Origin of the sequence: Haloferax sp. Atlit-6N, from assembly GCF_003383195.1 — an archaeon.
Lineage (GTDB): Archaea > Halobacteriota > Halobacteria > Halobacteriales > Haloferacaceae > Haloferax > Haloferax gibbonsii.
Genome location: NZ_QEQJ01000001.1, coordinates 856,840 through 873,606 on the forward strand (window position 1 = coordinate 856,840; position 16,767 = coordinate 873,606).

At 63.7% G+C, this 16,767-nt stretch carries 13 protein-coding genes and 1 tRNA gene; 6 read left to right on the forward strand and 8 right to left on the reverse strand.

Features of this window, described 5'->3' with window-relative positions:
* Positions 1-145: 145 nt before the first annotated feature.
* From gltB to DEQ92_RS04430, 4 genes are all read left to right on the forward strand, one after another.
* Entirely contained in the window at positions 146-4,681 is a 4,536-nt protein-coding gene (gene gltB, locus DEQ92_RS04415; RefSeq protein ID WP_115820465.1) for a glutamate synthase large subunit, read from the forward strand.
* A 139-nt stretch (positions 4,682-4,820) separates the two neighbouring features.
* Complete coding sequence (locus tag DEQ92_RS04420; protein WP_115820675.1) at positions 4,821-6,572, forward strand: PQQ-binding-like beta-propeller repeat protein; 1,752 nt, start codon at positions 4,821-4,823, stop codon at positions 6,570-6,572.
* 70 nt (positions 6,573-6,642) lie between these two features.
* Positions 6,643-6,954, forward strand: coding sequence for a nucleoside triphosphate pyrophosphohydrolase (locus DEQ92_RS04425; protein ID WP_115820466.1), 312 nt, complete (start codon positions 6,643-6,645; stop codon positions 6,952-6,954).
* An 81-nt stretch (positions 6,955-7,035) separates the two neighbouring features.
* Entirely contained in the window at positions 7,036-8,025 is a 990-nt protein-coding gene (locus DEQ92_RS04430) for an NAD-dependent epimerase/dehydratase family protein (protein ID WP_004972560.1), read from the forward strand.
* A 12-nt stretch (positions 8,026-8,037) separates the two neighbouring features.
* Here DEQ92_RS04430 and DEQ92_RS04435 read toward each other — a convergent pair whose 3' ends face one another.
* On the reverse strand, positions 8,038-8,730 hold the full coding sequence (locus DEQ92_RS04435) for an HD domain-containing protein (protein ID WP_004972562.1): 693 nt from the start codon (positions 8,728-8,730) through the stop codon (positions 8,038-8,040).
* Positions 8,731-8,925: 195 nt separating this feature from the next.
* Between DEQ92_RS04435 and DEQ92_RS04440 the strand changes: the two genes are divergently transcribed.
* On the forward strand, positions 8,926-9,660 hold the full coding sequence (locus tag DEQ92_RS04440; RefSeq protein WP_004972563.1) for an alanyl-tRNA editing protein: 735 nt from the start codon (positions 8,926-8,928) through the stop codon (positions 9,658-9,660).
* Between the two features lie 39 nt (positions 9,661-9,699).
* On the opposite strand, the gene DEQ92_RS04445 is transcribed toward DEQ92_RS04440, so the two are convergent.
* On the reverse strand, positions 9,700-10,458 hold the full coding sequence (locus DEQ92_RS04445; RefSeq protein ID WP_115820676.1) for an FkbM family methyltransferase: 759 nt from the start codon (positions 10,456-10,458) through the stop codon (positions 9,700-9,702).
* Positions 10,459-10,908: 450 nt separating this feature from the next.
* Entirely contained in the window at positions 10,909-11,556 is a 648-nt protein-coding gene (locus DEQ92_RS04450; RefSeq protein WP_081605182.1) for a hypothetical protein, read from the reverse strand.
* Between the two features lie 480 nt (positions 11,557-12,036).
* Between DEQ92_RS04450 and DEQ92_RS04455 the strand changes: the two genes are divergently transcribed.
* Positions 12,037-12,612, forward strand: coding sequence for a hypothetical protein (locus tag DEQ92_RS04455; protein WP_049905006.1), 576 nt, complete (start codon positions 12,037-12,039; stop codon positions 12,610-12,612).
* Between the two features lie 176 nt (positions 12,613-12,788).
* Here the strand turns inward: DEQ92_RS04455 and DEQ92_RS04460 are convergent.
* The 5 genes from DEQ92_RS04460 to sufB form a co-directional block, all read right to left on the reverse strand.
* A tRNA-Gln gene (locus DEQ92_RS04460) sits at positions 12,789-12,892 on the reverse strand.
* Positions 12,893-13,025: 133 nt separating this feature from the next.
* A complete protein-coding gene (locus DEQ92_RS04465; protein ID WP_004972567.1) occupies positions 13,026-13,478 on the reverse strand; it encodes a metal-dependent transcriptional regulator in 453 nt (150 codons plus the stop codon).
* Positions 13,479-13,482: 4 nt separating this feature from the next.
* A complete protein-coding gene (locus tag DEQ92_RS04470; protein WP_004972568.1) occupies positions 13,483-13,974 on the reverse strand; it encodes a hypothetical protein in 492 nt (163 codons plus the stop codon).
* A 143-nt stretch (positions 13,975-14,117) separates the two neighbouring features.
* A complete protein-coding gene (gene sufD / locus DEQ92_RS04475) occupies positions 14,118-15,326 on the reverse strand; it encodes a Fe-S cluster assembly protein SufD (protein WP_004972569.1) in 1,209 nt (402 codons plus the stop codon).
* 3 nt (positions 15,327-15,329) lie between these two features.
* On the reverse strand, positions 15,330-16,760 hold the full coding sequence (gene sufB, locus DEQ92_RS04480) for a Fe-S cluster assembly protein SufB (protein WP_004044077.1): 1,431 nt from the start codon (positions 16,758-16,760) through the stop codon (positions 15,330-15,332).
* Positions 16,761-16,767 lie beyond the last annotated feature (7 nt).

Sequence of the window (16,767 nt, forward strand, 5' to 3'; positions counted from 1 at the left end):
GTTCCACACGATTATTCATATTTTTCGTCGTGCGTCGAATCATCATTAGTCGACATACTATGTATGGATACATCCTTATATGACATTGTAACACCCTTATGGTTTCAGGAAAAGTTGCTTATGGTGGTAGCTGTACCATTGGCGTATGACCAAGCCACACATAGACGCACCCTTCGCTCAGGGCGGGTTAGCCGACCCGACCGACGAGCGGTCGAACTGCGGCGTTGGGGCCGTCGTAGACCTTGAAAACGGCGCCTCGCACCGAGTCGTCGCAGACAGCCTCGAACTCCTGGAGAACCTCGAGCACCGCGGCACCACGGGCGCCGAGGAGAACACCGGAGACGGGGCGGGTATCCTGTTCCAGCGACCGGACGAATTCTTCGAAGCAGTCCTCGAAACCGAGCTTCCGGACCGTTACGCGGCCGGTTCGGTGTTCATGCCGACCGACGACGAGGTCCGCGAGCGCGTTTCGGCGGTTGTCGAGGATTCGCTGGCCGACCACGGGCTGTCCGTGTTCGACTGGCGCGACGTGCCGACCGACAACTCCGAACTCGGCGCGACCGCGCTCGAATCGGAACCCGACGTCTGGCAACTGTTCGTCGAGCCGGCCGACGAGATGACCGCAGACGAGTTCGACCGGGCGCTCTACCTCGCCCGTCGCGCCGCCGAGAAGGCGGTCGATACCCTCGCCATCGAGGGCGCAGGCCGGTTCTACGTCTGCTCGCTCGACCGCAAGACCATCGTCTACAAGGGGCTGCTCACGGCCGAACAGCTCCCGAACTACTACCCCGACCTCGGCGACGAGCGGATGGTGACCGAACTCGCGCTCGTTCACGCGCGCTTCTCAACCAACACGCTGGGCGCGTGGCACCTCGCCCACCCGTACCGCCAGGTCATCCACAACGGCGAGATAAACACCATCCGCGGTAACGTCAACTGGATGCGCGCCCGCGAGACGGACCTCCAGCACGAGGCCTTCGGCGACGACATCGAGACGCTCAGGCCCATCACGAAGGCCGACCAGTCCGACACCGCGAGCGTCGACAACGCGGTCGAACTGCTCCTCAAGGGCGGCCGCGAACTCCCGCACGTCCTGCGGATGCTCATCCCTGAGGCGTACCGCAACGACGACGCGATGGACCAGGCGCGCCGCGACTGGTACGACTTCCACGCCTCGCTGGTCGAGCCGTGGGACGGCCCCGCGCTCGTCGCGGCGACCGACGGCGACCGCATCGCCGCCGTCCTCGACCGCAACGGACTCCGGCCGTGCCGCTACGAGGTGACGACCGACGGTCGCCTCATCGTCGCCAGCGAGGTCGGCGCGCTCGACACCGACCCCGCGGAAATCGAGTCCCGCGGCCGCCTCCAACCCGGCGAGATTTTCATGGCCGACCCCGACGAGGGCCGCGTCATCCCCGACGCCGAGGTGTTCGACTCCCTCACCGACGAGAAGTACGGCGAGTGGCTCGACGAACAGCAGCGCCACCTCGACGAGCTCGCCGGCGACGCGGACTCCACCTCGCGCGGACAGGTCGAGTCGCTCCGGGCGACGCAGGCGGCGTTCGGCTACACGCACGACCAGCTCAACCACATGATAGAGCCGATGGCCCGCGACGGCAAGGACCCCGTCGGCTCGATGGGCGACGACACGCCGCTTTCGGTGCTGTCGGACCTCAACCGCCCGCTGTTTACCTACTTCAAGCAGCTGTTCGCGCAGGTGTCGAACCCGCCTATCGACTACATCCGCGAGAAGCTCGTGACGAGCCTGGAGTCGCGGCTCGGCTTCCAGCGTAACCTGCTCGACGAGTCGGCCGACCACGCGCGCCAGCTCGTCCTCGACTCGCCCGTCCTCACGGACGCCGAGACGGCCGCCATCAAGGACCTCGACGACGACATGCGCAGCGCCGTCGTCGACATCACCTACGAGCAGGGCGGCGACCTCCGCGAGGCCATCGAGGCCGTCCGCGACGAGGCCAAGGCGGTCATCGAAGACGGCGCGGATATCGTCGTCCTCTCCGACCGCAACGTCGGCTCCGACCGGGTCGCCATCCCGAGCCTGCTCGCGACGGGCGCGGTCCACCACAGCCTCGTCCGCAACGGCCTGCGGAACCACGCCGGGCTCGTCGTCGAATCCGGCGACCCCCGCGAGGTCCACCACCTCGCCACGCTCGTCGGCTACGGCGCGGGCGCGGTGAACCCCTACCTCGCCTACCAGACTATCGAGGACATCGTCGCCGGCCCCGACGGGGCCGACGAGGGCGAGGCCATCGACGCGTACGTTCACGCGCTCGAAGACGGCCTGCTCAAGACGATGGCCAAGATGGGCATCTCGACGGTCGAGAGCTACCGCGGCGCGCAGATCTTCGAAGCCGTCGGCCTCGCCTCCGACTTCGTCGCCGAGTACTTCGAGGGCACCGAAATCCGCACCGAGGGTATCGGACTCGACGTCATCGAAGAGGACCTGCTGACCCGCCACGCCGCCGCCTTCGGCGCGGACCCGAAGCTCGAACGGCAGGGCGAGTACGAGAACCGCTCGGCCGGCATCCACCACGGCTGGAACCCCCAGACCGTCGGCACGCTCCAGCAGTCGGTCCGCGCCGGCGACTACGAGAAGTACAAGGAGTTCGCCGAGCTGGTCAACGACCAGTCGGAGCAGCTGAAGGCGCTCCGCGGCCTGCTCGAGTTCGACTCCGACCGCGAGCCCGTGGACATCGACGAGGTCGAACCCGTCGAGGACATCGTCAAGCGCTTCTCGACGGCCGCGATGTCGCTCGGCAGCCTCTCGCCGGAGGCCCACGAGAACAACTCCATCGCGATGAACCGCATCGGCGGCAAGTCCAACTCCGGCGAGGGCGGCGAACCGCCGGAGCGCTTCGGCACCGAAAAAGAGTGTAACGTCAAGCAGGTCGCCTCCGGCCGCTTCGGCGTCACCTCGCATTACCTCTCGTCGGCCGACGAGATTCAGATCAAGATGGCGCAGGGCTCGAAGCCCGGCGAGGGCGGCCACCTCCCCGGCAAGAAGGTCAACGAGATGATCGCCCACGTCCGCTACGCGACGCCGGGCGTCGGCCTCATCTCGCCGCCGCCGCTGCACGACATCTACTCCATCGAGGACCTCAAACAGCTCATCTTCGACCTGAAGTCGGCCAACCCCGACGCCGACATCAACGTCAAGCTCGTCTCCGAGGCCGGTATCGGCACCATCGCCGCCGGCGTCTCGAAGGCGAAAGCCGACGTGGTCCACATCTCCGGCCACGACGGCGGCACCGGCGCGTCGCCGAAGACCTCCATCAAGAACGCGGGCCTCCCGTGGGAACTCGGCCTCGCCGAGGCCAACCAGATGCTCCGCGCGACGGGGCTTCGCTCCCGCATCCGCGTCTCCGTCGACGGCGGCATGAAGACCGGCCGCGACGTGGCAATCGCCGCCCTCCTCGGCGGCGAGGAGTACATCTTCGGGACCGCGTCGCTCGTCACCTCGGGCTGCGTGATGGCCCGCCAGTGCCACGAGAACACCTGTCCGGTCGGCGTCGCCACGCAGGACGAGAACCTGCGCCGCCGCTTCCCCGGCGAGCCCGACCACGTCATCAACTACATGACGTTCATCGCGGAGGAACTCCGCGAGATCATGGCCGACCTCGGCTTCACCTCGCTCGACGAGATGATCGGTCGTCCGTCCCTGCTCCGGCAGATAGAGACGGACCACGAGAAGGCCAAGCACCTCGACCTCTCGTCGGTGCTGGCCGAGCCCAAGACGGGCGCGCGCCGCAAGACCGAAGAGCAGGTCCACGCGGACATCGGGACGCACGTCGACCACAAGCTCATCGACGAGGCCGCGGAGGCAATCGAGGACCGCGAGCCGGTCGTCATCCGCCGCGACCTCTCGAACGTCGACCGCGCGGTCGGCGCGATGCTCTCGAACCGCATCTCCAACGCCCACGGCGGCGAGGGGCTCCCGGACGACACCATCCGCTGCGAGTTCGACGGTATCGCCGGCCAGACGTTCGGCGGCTTCCTCGCCCGCGGCGTCACGATGCGGCTCACCGGGGCCGCGAACGACTACGTCGGCAAGGGCCTCTCCGGCGGCCGCGTCATCGTCAACACGCCCGCCGAGGCCAACTACGAGGCCGCAGAGAACATCCTCATCGGCAACGTCGCCCTCTACGGCGCGACGCAGGGCGAATGTTACGTCAACGGCCTCGCCGGCGAGCGCTTCGGCGTCCGCAACTCCGGCGTGAAGGCGGTCGTCGAAGGCGTCGGCGACCACGGCTGCGAGTACATGACCGGCGGCGTCGTCGCCGTACTCGGCGAGACGGGGCGCAACTTCGCCGCGGGCATGTCCGGCGGCGTGGCCTACGTCTACGACCCCGACGACGAGTTCGCCGCGAAGGCGAACACCGAGATGGTGACGCTCGAAACCCACCTCGACGACAAGGACGAGGCGATGCTCACCCGACTCGTCGAGAACCACCTCGCGTACACCGAGTCCGACCGCGCGGCCGAACTGCTCGACGACTGGCAGTCGGTGCTCGGCGACTTCGTGAAGGTGATGCCCGACGCGTACGCCGAGGTCATCGCCGAGGACGGCCGCGAGGACGTGCGTAACGAACTTCCGGCGAAGGCGGGCGCAATCGTCGACGCCGGTACCGACAGAGTCGGCGCAGCGACGACGAGCGACGACTGAGGACCGACTCGACCGTCAGCGACTGACGGTCCGGTCGCCATCCCGCGTTTTCTTGCTGTTCGGTGTGTTTTTTCGGACTGTTTCGTATCACTTACCGAACAGATAATGATGAGCCGTCCGGGGCCATGTCGGCGTGGACATGACCCGAGATTACTCGCGGCGGACAGTCCTCGCCACCCTCGGTGCCCTCACGGCATCCGGCGTGGCCGGCACCTCGCTCGCGGACAGTCACTCGACGGCAGAATCGGACACGGTCACGACCGAGGATTGGTCGCAGTCTCGTGCCGAACCGGGACGCACCGGCGCAGTCGCTCCCGAATCGGCGCCCGACGACGAGTACGCCGCCCTGTCGTGGCTGGACGGAACGTGGCATAAGACCAGCGCGAACGAGGTGCTCGTCGACGACGGGGCCGTCTTCCAGACGTTCTACACCAACGACAGCACGTTCCGCGGGGGTGTCGTCGCCTACGAGGTCGACACGGGCGAAGAACGTTGGAAATACATCGCACCGGAGTACGGGGCGTCAGAGCCCGGAATCGGCCGGGTGACCGACACTCCAGCCGTGGCAGAAGGGACGCTCTTCGTGACGAGCGAGGCAGGATACACCGATTCGGACGTCAAATACGGTGGCCTCCACGCGCTCGACTTGGATACCGGCGAAATTAATTGGCAGAAGACACCAGCGGACTACGCAAGTCCGGACGAGGAGTGGCTCGGGACGCCGCTCATCGCCGACGGCTCCCTCTACGTCCAGCACCTGACAAACGCCAGCGCAGACCCGGACCAACAGGAGTCGGTCGTCGCGGAACTCGACCCCGAGAGCGGCGAAGTCGTGTGGCGCTCCGACGCGTCGTACCGGTCCTATCCCTACATTGGCGACGACGAGACGCTCTACGGGATGGCGACGTACACCGACGCGGCGAACGAACTCGTCGCGTGGAACTCCAACGACGGGAGCAGGCGGTGGACGGCGGTGCTGGAAGACGGTGTGAACTTCGTCGACTCGGCCCACAAAAACGGTCGCATCTACCGTTCCTCCGGGAATCGGTTCCGCACGGACGAGATAAACCGAGTCGTCGCACACAGCGACGAGGACGGGAGCATCGAGTGGGAGACGAGACTCACACCCGACGGCGAGGAGTCGGCGCGGTTCATCAGCGCACCGGCCGTCGCCGACGGCACCGTCTACGTCACCACCGCGCTCGACGTGGACTCGGTGGCCGAGGAGGGCGTCCTCTCGACGGTCTACGCGCTCGACGTCGACACCGGAGACGTGCTGTGGACGCACGACACCTCGACCGAACTCCACGGCGACCCGAGCGTCGCCGGCGACACCGTCTACCTCGGCGGGAGCGCCATCCCCAAGTCCGTCGGCGAGTTCGAACGCGAACGCCGACACCCCACGATACACGCGCTCTCGACCGAAGACGGGTCCCCACAGTGGTCCTATCTGGTTCGACACGAGCAGGGCGCACCGTCCCGAAAAGCATCGACGCCGGCACTCGCGGGCGGACGAATCTTCGCCGGGTATCTGGAAGAGGAGTCCACCGAGCAAGCCGGGGTGTTCGCCCTCGAAGGGAGTCCCACCGCCCCCGATTCGAGGGATCTCCCGCGCTCCTCGGATGCCCCGGTCGCCCGCATCGTCACCGACCCCGAAGACGCCGACTCGACGGACCTCGATTCCGGGACCACCGTCGGCCTCGACGGAACCGCGTCGACGGGTGAGGTGGCGACCTACGAGTGGCAGTTCGGCGAGGGCGCATCGTTCGGAGAACGCGGTTCGACGACAGAGATCACGCTCGACTTCTGTGGCACACTCGACGTGACGCTCCGCGTCACCGGGCCGGATGGGAACCGGAGCACCGACACCGTCAGCCTCTCGACCGACTGATTTCGTGGGAAAGTCCCTCCGTCACCCCTCTGCCGTCCCATTTTTTCACCGACCGTCCGAACTCGATGGCATGCCCCGCGAGTACGACAAACTCGTCCGCGACGACATTCCACGAATCATCCGCGAATCGGGCGAGACGCCGGTCGTCCACATTGCAGACGACGAAGAGTTCGACCGGCGGCTGCGCGAGAAACTGGTCGAAGAGGCCGAGGAGTTCGCCGAATCGAGACGCCTCGAAGAACTCGCAGACGTGTTCGCCGTCGTGGACGCGGTTCTCGACCGGTGCGACGAGGACTGGGAGTGGGTCGAGACGGTGGCGAGAGAGAAGGCGGCCGAGCGCGGTGGATTCGAGGACGGCGTGGTACTCGAACGGGTGGAGTGAGACACCCACGAATAGCGCGGGTCCCCGGAACCCACCGCCGATTCTCCCACGTTTTTCACCGCGCGCGCCTTCGACCGAGACATGGACAACGCACTCGTCATCGGCGGCACGCGGTTCATCGGCCGCCACCTCGTCTCGGAACTCCTCGACAGCGGCTACGCCGTGACCATCTTCAACCGCGGGAACCACGACAACCCCTTCGAGGACGACCCGCGCGTCCAGCACGTCCAGGGCGACCGAACGGACGACGAGGCGCTTCGGACCGCGAAGCTGACCGTCGACCCCGACGCCGTCTTCGACTGCGTGGCGTACAAGCCCGCCGAGGTCGCCTCCGCGGTCGACATCTTCGCCGACGTGGACGCCTACGTCTACATCTCCAGCGGCGCGGCCTACGGAAGCGAGGTCATCCCGAAGCGCGAAAACGAGACGCCGCTGTGCGACTGCACCGACGAGCAGGCGGCAGACGACTCGGGCGCGAGCTACGGCCCGCGGAAGGCCGAGGGCGACCGCGTCGTCTTCGAGGCGGCCTCGCGGGGCATCAACGCGATGTCCGTCCGCCCGTGTATCGTCTACGGCCCCGAGGACTACACCGAGCGCCTCGACTACTGGATCGACCGCGTGCTGAACTACGACCGCGTCGTCGTCCCCGGCGACGGGACGAACGTCTGGCACCGCGCCTACGTCGAGGACGTGGCGAGCGCGATGCGCGTCGTCGCCGAGGAGGGCGAGGCCGGCGAGGCCTACAACGTCGGCGACAGGCGGCTCGTCACGCTCGAAGAGATGGTTCAGGTCATCGCCGACGCCGCGGGCACCGACGTCGAGGTGGTCCACGCGGGCGAGCGCGAACTCGCCGCGACGGACCTCTCGATGGACGATTTCATCCTCTACCGCGACTACCCGCACGTCCTCGCGACGGACAAACTCGCCCGTCTCGGGTGGGAGTCCACCCCCGTCGAGGAGGCGATGCGCCGGTCGGTCGCGGACCACCGCGACAGCGACCGCGACGGCTCCGAACACGACCCCGGCCGCGACGCCGAAGAACGCGTACTGTCGATTCTCGATACGCTCTGAGAGCGCCGGCGTTCAGCCGCTGAACTGGCCGTCGTGGTCCATCTCGGGGACCTCGTCTTCGAGCCACTCGCGGAACCACTTGACGCGCTTGAGCCGCTGGTGAGCGAAGCTCTGGGCCGTGTCGGTCTCGAGACGCGCGGACGCGTCGCGGCCGCGCTCGAAGACGCGCTCGACCATCTCGGCGGCGTCCATGTGCGTCCGCGCCTCGTAGCCCATCCGCAGGAGCATCAGCGCGGTGCCGTTCGCGCCGATCTTGTCGAGGATGTCGGCCTCGATGAGACAGCGCGTCTCCAGCGACACGTCCGTCAGCGGGCCCTGATACGAGTGGTCGGAGACGACCTGACACACCTGGTCGACGAAGGACTCGGGGTAGTCGCCGTGGGTGCTGAGGAACTCGCGGGCGACGCGAGCGCCCTCCTCGGCGTGGACCTCCTGGTCGGCTTCGAGCTTCGAGATGTCGTGAAAGAGCGCGGCGACGCGGACGACGTCGACGTCAGCGCCCTCGCGGTCGGCGATGCGCGTCGCGAGGTCGACGACGTTGAGGATGTGGTTGAACCGGTACTCCGCGGAGTGCCACGGGTACCAGCGCATCCGCCCGCCGTCGTCTTCGTTTTCGACGCTCGCAGAGAGATAGTCCGAGACGAAACGCTTCATATCCTCGAACTCCGCGTCGGAGACGGCCGACTCTTTGATTTCAACGCCCACGGCAGAACCTCCGTAGGTGTTGGCACGTGCGTATTCTCATTACACGGAATGAGGGTCGTTCCACTCTTAGGCGTTACGACCACCCTGAGTCGCGCGAACCGGGCTCTCGGGCGACCAGACCGGGTCTCGTGGCCGGCGGTGTGACTCGGTGCCACATCGGCGGGAGTTAACTCGAACGACCGCGTCGTCCCCGCCGTGACCGAAGCACGATACCTCGACGACGCGACGACACACGAGTTCGAGGCGACCGTCGAGACGGTCCGCGGAAGCGACCGCGTCGTCCTCGACCGGACCTATTTCTACCCGACCGGCGGCGGCCAACCGAACGACACGGGCACCCTATCGAGAGACGGCGAGAGCGGCGACGGCGAGACGTGGGACGTGACGGACGTGCGGAAACGCGACCGAATCGAACACGTCGTCGCGGGCGACGCCCCCGAGCCGGGAACGGCCGTCTTCGGACGCGTCGACGCGGCGCGGCGGCGGGCACACAGCCGCTACCACACGGCCCAGCATCTCCTCTCTGCGGTCCTCCTCGACGAGTTCGACGCCGAGACGACCGGTAACCAGCTGTACGCCGACCACGCGCATCTCGACTGCGCCTACGACCGCTTCGACGGCGACGACCTCCGGACCATCGAGACGCGCCTGAACGACCTCGTCGCGTCCGACCTCCCCGTTCGGTGGTACGGCCTCGACCGCGACGAGGCCGAGGCGACGCTCGACCCCGAGCGCACCCGACTGCACCTGCTTCCGGACTCGATTCGAGAGGTCCGAATCGTCGAAATCGGCGACCCGGACGACCCCTTCGACCGGACCGCCTGCGCGGGGACGCACGTCTCGGCGACGGGCGACATCGGCACGGTCTCCGTCACCGGCCGGACCACCCAGGGCTCGGCTCACGAGCGCGTGAACTTCGTCCTCGAATAGCCGATTCGACCCCGACCGAACCCGACTGACCGCCCGCGACTACGCCGACTGGGCCGCCTCGGTCCGCGCCCGCGGCTCGCACACCCAACCTTCCTTGACCGGGACCAGTTCGTAGCCCGCCTCCCTGAGCAGGGCCTTCGCCGCCGCCTCGTCGTGGCTCCCGCGGGCGTCGTGCAGTTCGAAATACACCGTCGGCCGGTGCTCGCGGAGGACCGTTTCCGCCCCCCGGAGCACGTTCAGGCCGAACCCCTCTACGTCCACCTTCAGGTGGTCCGGCGGCGGAACCGTCCCGGAATCGACGAGCGAGTCGAGCCGCCGCATCGACACCGACGCCGTGTCGACGACCTGCGCTTCCCACGCGCTCGCGTGGTCCCGCGAGAACGAACCCAACTCGTCGTAACTCGACAGGTGGAACTCCCGCGACTCGTCGGCCTCGCCGAGGCCGCACTCGAGAAGGTCCACCCGGTCGTCGAAGTCATTGACCTCGACGTTCGCCCGCAACTGGCCGACGACTTCGGGATGCGGTTCGACGGCGACCACCCGCGCGGAGGACTCGCTGGCCGCGGTTGCGAGCGTGTAGGTTCCCGTGTTCGCGCCCACGTCGACCACGACGTCATCGTCGTCGAGACCGAGCAACAGCGCCTGCAGGAGCACGTCGTTGCCGTGGCGGTTGTACAGTTCGTAGCTCCTGAAACTCGTGCGCCCGACGTGCTTCTTCGTGGCGACGAACCGTCGTTCGTAGTTCGCCCGAACGAGCGCGTAGTGGAGGGAGTACGCGAGGTGGCGAGCGGTCGACACCGGGTGCAGCAGAGACACGTTAGTATACTGTCATTGTCCGGTATTAAAAATCGCTCGGCGACGAAATGATTCGGCGTGTCGTGTTTTTGAATCAGGACTATATTAGGTGACTACCGTCTTAGAAGTTCGTCAGATACTTCTCCGCTGTACTTTTCTTAGCGGACCTGTCTTTTCAGAGCAGCAAATAAACACCGCTGCATCACGTATCTATCTCCGGATCATCCGCACCTAATCACGATCTAATTGAGGGACCGTATAGAGCAAGAGAATGAGACAATTTATCGACATGGTGAGGTCGTGATTCTTTGTCTCAAAACCAGAAAGCACGAGCACCAAACGAGGCAAGAGTAGTTCAAGAGCACACGACACCCCCTGTTCCACGCTTAGCTCATAACAACCGCTTCATCAGAGAAGAGATACAGAAAGCAAACGCTCGTTCTTCACCTTGTTTTAATTTTCTCCGCCATCTTTCTGGGTGAACTTACGTAGGATTTTTCTGGCTTGTCTCTTTCCAGGTGGAGTCAATTTGACTGTTGCGGAGGGCCCCCTGCCTGCTCTATTGAAGTATCGATCTCCTTCGCCCTGATACATATTTGCCATTCCTGAAGAAGAGATACTAGACAATTCAAGCGCATCCTTGAGCTTTGACGACTTTACACGGTTTGCCTCGTAGCACTCATGCCACACATACAGCAGTATTAGTGAAGCGACCCGTTGTCGGTCTGTTTGTCTTTTTCCAATCTTTCCTAATTCTTCGGAATACAATACTGGCATTTCGTCGTCATCAGGGTTTACGTGGAGAAATCTCTCAAGTTGACTCTCAGATACATGAAGTTGTGATGCAATTGAGTGCAATGGCCCCGGTTCTGTATTCTCTTCTTCAACTCCATTCTGAGCAAAGGATTCCAAAGAAGTGCTTTCAGTTTTATCCGACTCTATTTCCGGAGACACTTGATCCACGCCGAATTCATTGAACTGGTCTTGATTATTCTCGATGAATTGCATGAGGTCAAGGACCTCTTCTTGGTAATCTTCGTCGTTTAGAGCGTGAATCTCTACAGTCATCGGCCCATATTCGAATGTCACAGTAGTTTCCATTTCTATCTCATTCAGTCGAGTTCTGCAGACATAATTCTTTCCCAGAGATGAAAAATATCTCTGGATTTTTTGATAACAGGTGTTTCTAAACTATGCTGCATTTCCTTGTGAGCCATGATTCGGGATGCTTGTGGCACAAAGACGGTCAGTATTGACACAGAAGATGATCCAGTCATATATCCCAGGAATTCTAATATAGGTTTGAAACCCATATTCTCGGAGTAATACTTATATGTCGTCGCACGCATGTTACATCAAACGTCGTAGTTCACGACCTAATCAATGTGAGAAACGCAGTAAGTTCGGTCCGCGGAACCTGCCAGGGAACCGCGCGGACCGATTGTGCAGCCCCTTCAACACCCCTATCTGGCCGAAGGGACTTGGGGTCCCTGCGACACGGTAGGCTATCAGGGCTTATCTATATCTAGATTAGCCTAAGCAAATAGTTTACCCATGTCGCTATCGGTCGGATGCGGCACAATGAGCTCTACCACAGACTCAAACACCACCACCGACCATACGCCGTGGGATGAACTCACCCCGGCACGACAGCGAGTAGCAAAGACCGTTGCCTACGTCAACGGACCTCAAACGTTCGAACGTCCAAACCTTCACGACGACGTGAAGGAATCGACAGCCGTCGAGGATGTCATCGACGACAAAGACCGTGTACTCACCTCGCTGAAGTACACTCGGTTGCTGAACGACCTCGTCGACGACGGCTATCTCACCCTGGAATTTCAAGGGGGGACAAACCCCATCATCTTGGATGTCGAGTACGACTCGACCCGAGACACCCGAAACGCAGCACCTTGGGGCGACGCAAGTGCTCTTCACACGCTAGTTAGTCAGGTGTGTGACCGCGAGGGTATCACACGAGACCTACTCAGCGAGGTAGAGAATCCGTACGATGTCAACCAAGTCAGGCAGAAGGTGAACGAAGCCGTAGGCCGGACCGTGCTGCTCCCGTACGCCGACCCAAGTGAATATCGCTTCACCAAAGAGACCTACTCACTCGTCAGTGAGAAGGTTCAGGCGGAGAAAGAAGAGCAGTAGGCTGCAGTTCTAGCCTCGGTTTACCTTTTTTAGATTGTCAGTTGGCACTCACCACCTCAAAGCGGTGTGTCTATGGCTGTGCGGGCAACCCACTACAGACCTGAACTCGTAGGGTTGTAGAACGAACCGGAACCGGACAACACCGGTCCCAGTCAGGATTAGAACGCTTGAGGTAGTAGTCCCGGGCGGATTCGAACCGCCGTCAGCGGCTGTCTTCTCGGCACGCATTGAACCGAACCAATCCAAAGGCCGCTATGATTGGCCACTACACCACGGGACTTCGGTCACGTCGTTCACTCGTCCCCTGTGCCTCGCAATCTCTTCGAGATTGCTCACCACCACGGGACTGCGCACTCGTCGGTTATCCGCTGGTAAATGAAAACGCTTCGGTTCCGGCCGGTCGCCGGCGGCGATTAATCGGCGACTTCCGTCTCCGTCTCGGGTTCCGCGCCGCACACCTCGAGATACTCGCAGGCGTCCGTCTCAGGGTCGAAACAGTCGGGGCACTCGGAGTTGCGGTCGATGATGGTGTCGAGTCGCTCCGCGATCATCCCGTCGATGACGGGTTCGAGTTCGCGGGCCTCCGCGCGGAACTCCTCGACGTCGAGGACGTTCGAGAGGAAGCGCTCGATGATGCAGTAGGTCTGGAGCGCGTCGCGAGCGCGGACGATACCCTCGTCGGTGAGGGTGACGCCCTTGTACTTCTCGTGTTCGGCGAGGCCGCGGGATTCGAGTTTGCCGATCATCTCGTTCGCGCTCGCCGGACTCACCTCCATCATGTCCGCGAGCGCGCCGGTGGCTGCCGGGCCGTTCTCCATCTCCTGCAGCAGGTAAATCGCCTTGACGTATTGGTCTGCCGTGTTCATCGTTTCACTCGCGGTCTTCCATGATTCGCGTTACTTCTTCTACGCCCTCGGCTTCCTCCTCGCGAATCGCCGACAGCGTCGCGACGAGTTCCTCGCGGTCGATAGAGAACTGTGCGTCGCTCGCCTCGATGGCCTCGATGACGTCGTCGTAGAACTTGTAGGCGGTCTCCTCGTTACAGAGTTGGTCGTAGAGAACGCCGTCGAAGTCCTCGGGTTTCGTCTGGCCGTACTGGGCTTCGACCAGCGCCTCGATCTCCTCGAAGGGGACGCTGTCGACCTCCAGCCGGTCGATGACGGCTTCGAGGCGTTCGCGGTGGTCGGCAGACTCCTCGGCGGCGTGCGAAAGAAGGGCTCGAACCTCCTCGTCGAGCGCGTCTTCGCCGAGTTCCTCGTGGTGGTGGTAGGCGCGTGCCTCCACGACCTCTTCGAGGACGATACCGATCTGGAGGAGTCGGGCGAGCTGGTGGTCCGAGGTGACCTGATACCCGACGCTCACGGACTCGTCCCCCTCGACGTTCGAAGACACGGTCCCACGACGTACATACACACCTCTCCGGGAGTAACCGACTTAAGCGGTTCCCTCGCGGGTCGGCGGGACGAGAAAAACGGTCGTCGAAGCCGCGCCGCGGAGCGGTCTGCCTACCGCAGGCGGGCCGCGATGAGTTCCTCGAGGTCGTCGCGGAACTCGTCGACTTCGATCTCTTCGAGGACGGGGACGAAGAAGCCCTCCACGAGCATGTTACGGGCCTGTTCTTCGGGGATGGACCGAGAGACCATGTAGAAGAGGTCCTCGGCGTCGACCTGCCCGACGGAGGCGGCGTGAGACGCCTCGGTGTCGTGGTTGTTGATGATGAGCTTCGGCGACGCGTCGGCCTCGGACTGGTCCGAGAGCATCAGCGTGTTCTCGCGCTGGTAGGAGTTCGTACTCCACGCGTCGCGGCCGACGTCCTGGACGCCCTCGTACACCGAGCGCGCCTCGTCGTCGAGGACGCCGCGGGTCACGAGGTCGGCCGTCGTGTTCTCGGCCTTGTGCCAGACGCGGGCGTTGACGTCGAGGTGCTGGTCGTCGTGACCGAAGAACGCGCCGACGATTTTCGTCTCCGACGCTTCGCCGTTGAGTTCGGTCTCGACGTCGCTGCGGGTGAGCCGCGAGCCGAGGTTCCCCTCGATCCAGTTGACGGTCGAGTAGGTGTCGGCGTCGGCGCGCTTGAGCGAGTACGTGTACGTCTCCTCGTCGAGGTTCTGCAGGGAGCCGTACTGGACGTACGAGTTCTCGCCCGCGTCGATCTCGACGAGGTTCGAGAAGTACCGCGCGTCGTCGACGCTGTCGCCGGACTCGACGGCTTCGAGGATGGTGACCGACGAGGACTTCTCGGTGACGACGAGCGTGTGGCTGAACAGCGACCGAGAGTTCATCTCGGCGCGAATCTTCACGTCCTCGGCGTCGACGCCCTCGGGGACGTAGATGAACGTGCCCGTGGTGAACAGCGCCGCCGAAAGTGCGGTGAGGTAGTTCGATTGAGGGTCGACGACGGAGCCGAAGCGCTCCTCGATGAGGTCGCCGTACTCGGAGAGCGCCTCCGTGAAGGGGAGGACGACGACGCCCTCGGGCGACTCGCGGGTCGTCTCGTCGGCCTGGTTCAGCGGGTCGACGAGCGACTCGAAGTCGAGCGCTTCGAGGTTCGTCCAGCGGCGACCGGGCGTCTGGATGACGTCCGGCAGTTCGAGCTCGTCGAGTGCTTCGAGGGCCTCGAGTCGGGTCTCGAGGAGCCACTCCGGCTCGTCCCGTGCGTCCGAAATCTCTCGTACCGTCTCTGCGGACAGGTTTGCGGGAAGTTGCGCACTCATTGGTTATCCGAGGCTACCCTCCATCTCGAGTTCGACGAGTCGGTTGAGTTCGACCGCGTACTCGATGGGCAGTTCCTCCGTGATGGGTTCGATGAACCCGGAGACGATCATCTGCTTCGCGTCGTCGTCGTCGAGACCGCGCGACTGGAGGTAGAAGATGTCCTCGTCGCCGATCTTGCCGACGGTCGCCTCGTGGGCGACGTCCACCGTGGACTCGTTGATCTCCATGTACGGCATCGTGTCCGAGGTGGACTCGTTGTCGAACATGAGCGCGTCACACTCGACCGCGGTCGAGGAGTTCTTCGCGCCGTTGGCGATGTGGACGAGACCGCGGTAGTTCGTGCGGCCGCCGTCCTTCGAGATGGACTTCGACTCGATGGTCGACTTCGTCTCGGGGGCGTTGTGGTACACCTTCGCGCCGGTGTCGATGTTCTGGCCCTCGCCCGCGAAGGCGATGGTGATGTGGTTGTCGGAGGCGCCGCGGCCCTTCAGAATCGAGGCCGGGTACAGCATGGTGGCCTTCGAGCCCATCGAGCCCGAAATCCACTCCATGCGGCCGCCCTTCTCGACGATGGCGCGCTTGGTGTTGAGGTTGTAGGTGTTCTTCGACCAGTTCTGGACGGTCGAGTACTGGACGTGGGCGTCCTCGCCGACGAACACTTCGACGCCGCCGGAGTGGAGGTTGAACGCGGAGTACTTGGGAGCCGAACAGCCCTCGATGTAGTGGACTTCGGAGCCCTTCTCCGCGACGATGAGCGTGTGCTCGAACTGGCCCATGCCCTCGGAGTTCATGCGGAAGTACGCCTGGACCGGCATCTCGACCGTCACGTCCTCGGGGACGTAGACGAACGAGCCGCCGGACCAGATAGCGCCGTGAAGCGCCGCGAACTTGTTGTCGCTCGGGGGGACGCACTTCGTCATGAAGTACTCCTTGACGATGTCTTCGTGCTCCTGGACCGCCTGGTCCATGTTCATGAAGACGACGCCTTTCTCCTCCCAGCGCTCCTGCATGTTCTGGTAGACGACTTCGGACTCGTACTGGGCGCCGACGCCAGAGAGGGCGTTCTTCTCGGCTTCCGGGATACCCAGTTTGTCGAAGGTGTCCTTGATGTCGTCCGGCAGGTCGCGCCAGTCGTCGACGCCGCCGCGGACTTCCACGTCGGGTCGGATGTACGGGACGATTTCGTCCACGTTGACCTCGGAGAGGTCAGGCTGGCCGGGCCAGTCGGTCGGCATCGGCATCTTCTGGTACTGCTTGAGCGCGCGAAGGCGGCGCTCGAGCATCCATTCGGGCTCGTCTTTGTCCTCCGAGATGACGCGGATGGTCTCTTCGGTGAGACCCTTCTCGGCCACGAACGCGGCCTTCTGCTCCTTCTTGAACTCGAAGCGAGCTTCCGTGTCTGTCTCTTTGAGGTGGTCTTGGTCGGAACTCATGATGTTG

Excerpts from the sequence above, each read along its gene's own strand:
- sufB (WP_004044077.1), bottom strand. The coding sequence starts at position 16,760 with ATGAGTTCCGACCAAGACCACCTCAAAGAGACAGACACGGAAGCTCGC.
- DEQ92_RS04425 (WP_115820466.1), top strand. The coding sequence starts at position 6,643 with ATGCCCCGCGAGTACGACAAACTCGTCCGCGACGACATTCCACGAATC.
- gltB (WP_115820465.1), top strand. The coding sequence starts at position 146 with ATGACCAAGCCACACATAGACGCACCCTTCGCTCAGGGCGGGTTAGCC.
- DEQ92_RS04430 (WP_004972560.1), top strand. The coding sequence starts at position 7,036 with ATGGACAACGCACTCGTCATCGGCGGCACGCGGTTCATCGGCCGCCAC.
- DEQ92_RS04450 (WP_081605182.1), bottom strand. The coding sequence starts at position 11,556 with ATGGAAACTACTGTGACATTCGAATATGGGCCGATGACTGTAGAGATT.
- DEQ92_RS04420 (WP_115820675.1), top strand. The coding sequence starts at position 4,821 with ATGACCCGAGATTACTCGCGGCGGACAGTCCTCGCCACCCTCGGTGCC.
- sufD (WP_004972569.1), bottom strand. The coding sequence starts at position 15,326 with ATGAGTGCGCAACTTCCCGCAAACCTGTCCGCAGAGACGGTACGAGAG.
- DEQ92_RS04465 (WP_004972567.1), bottom strand. The coding sequence starts at position 13,478 with ATGAACACGGCAGACCAATACGTCAAGGCGATTTACCTGCTGCAGGAG.
- DEQ92_RS04455 (WP_049905006.1), top strand. The coding sequence starts at position 12,037 with ATGAGCTCTACCACAGACTCAAACACCACCACCGACCATACGCCGTGG.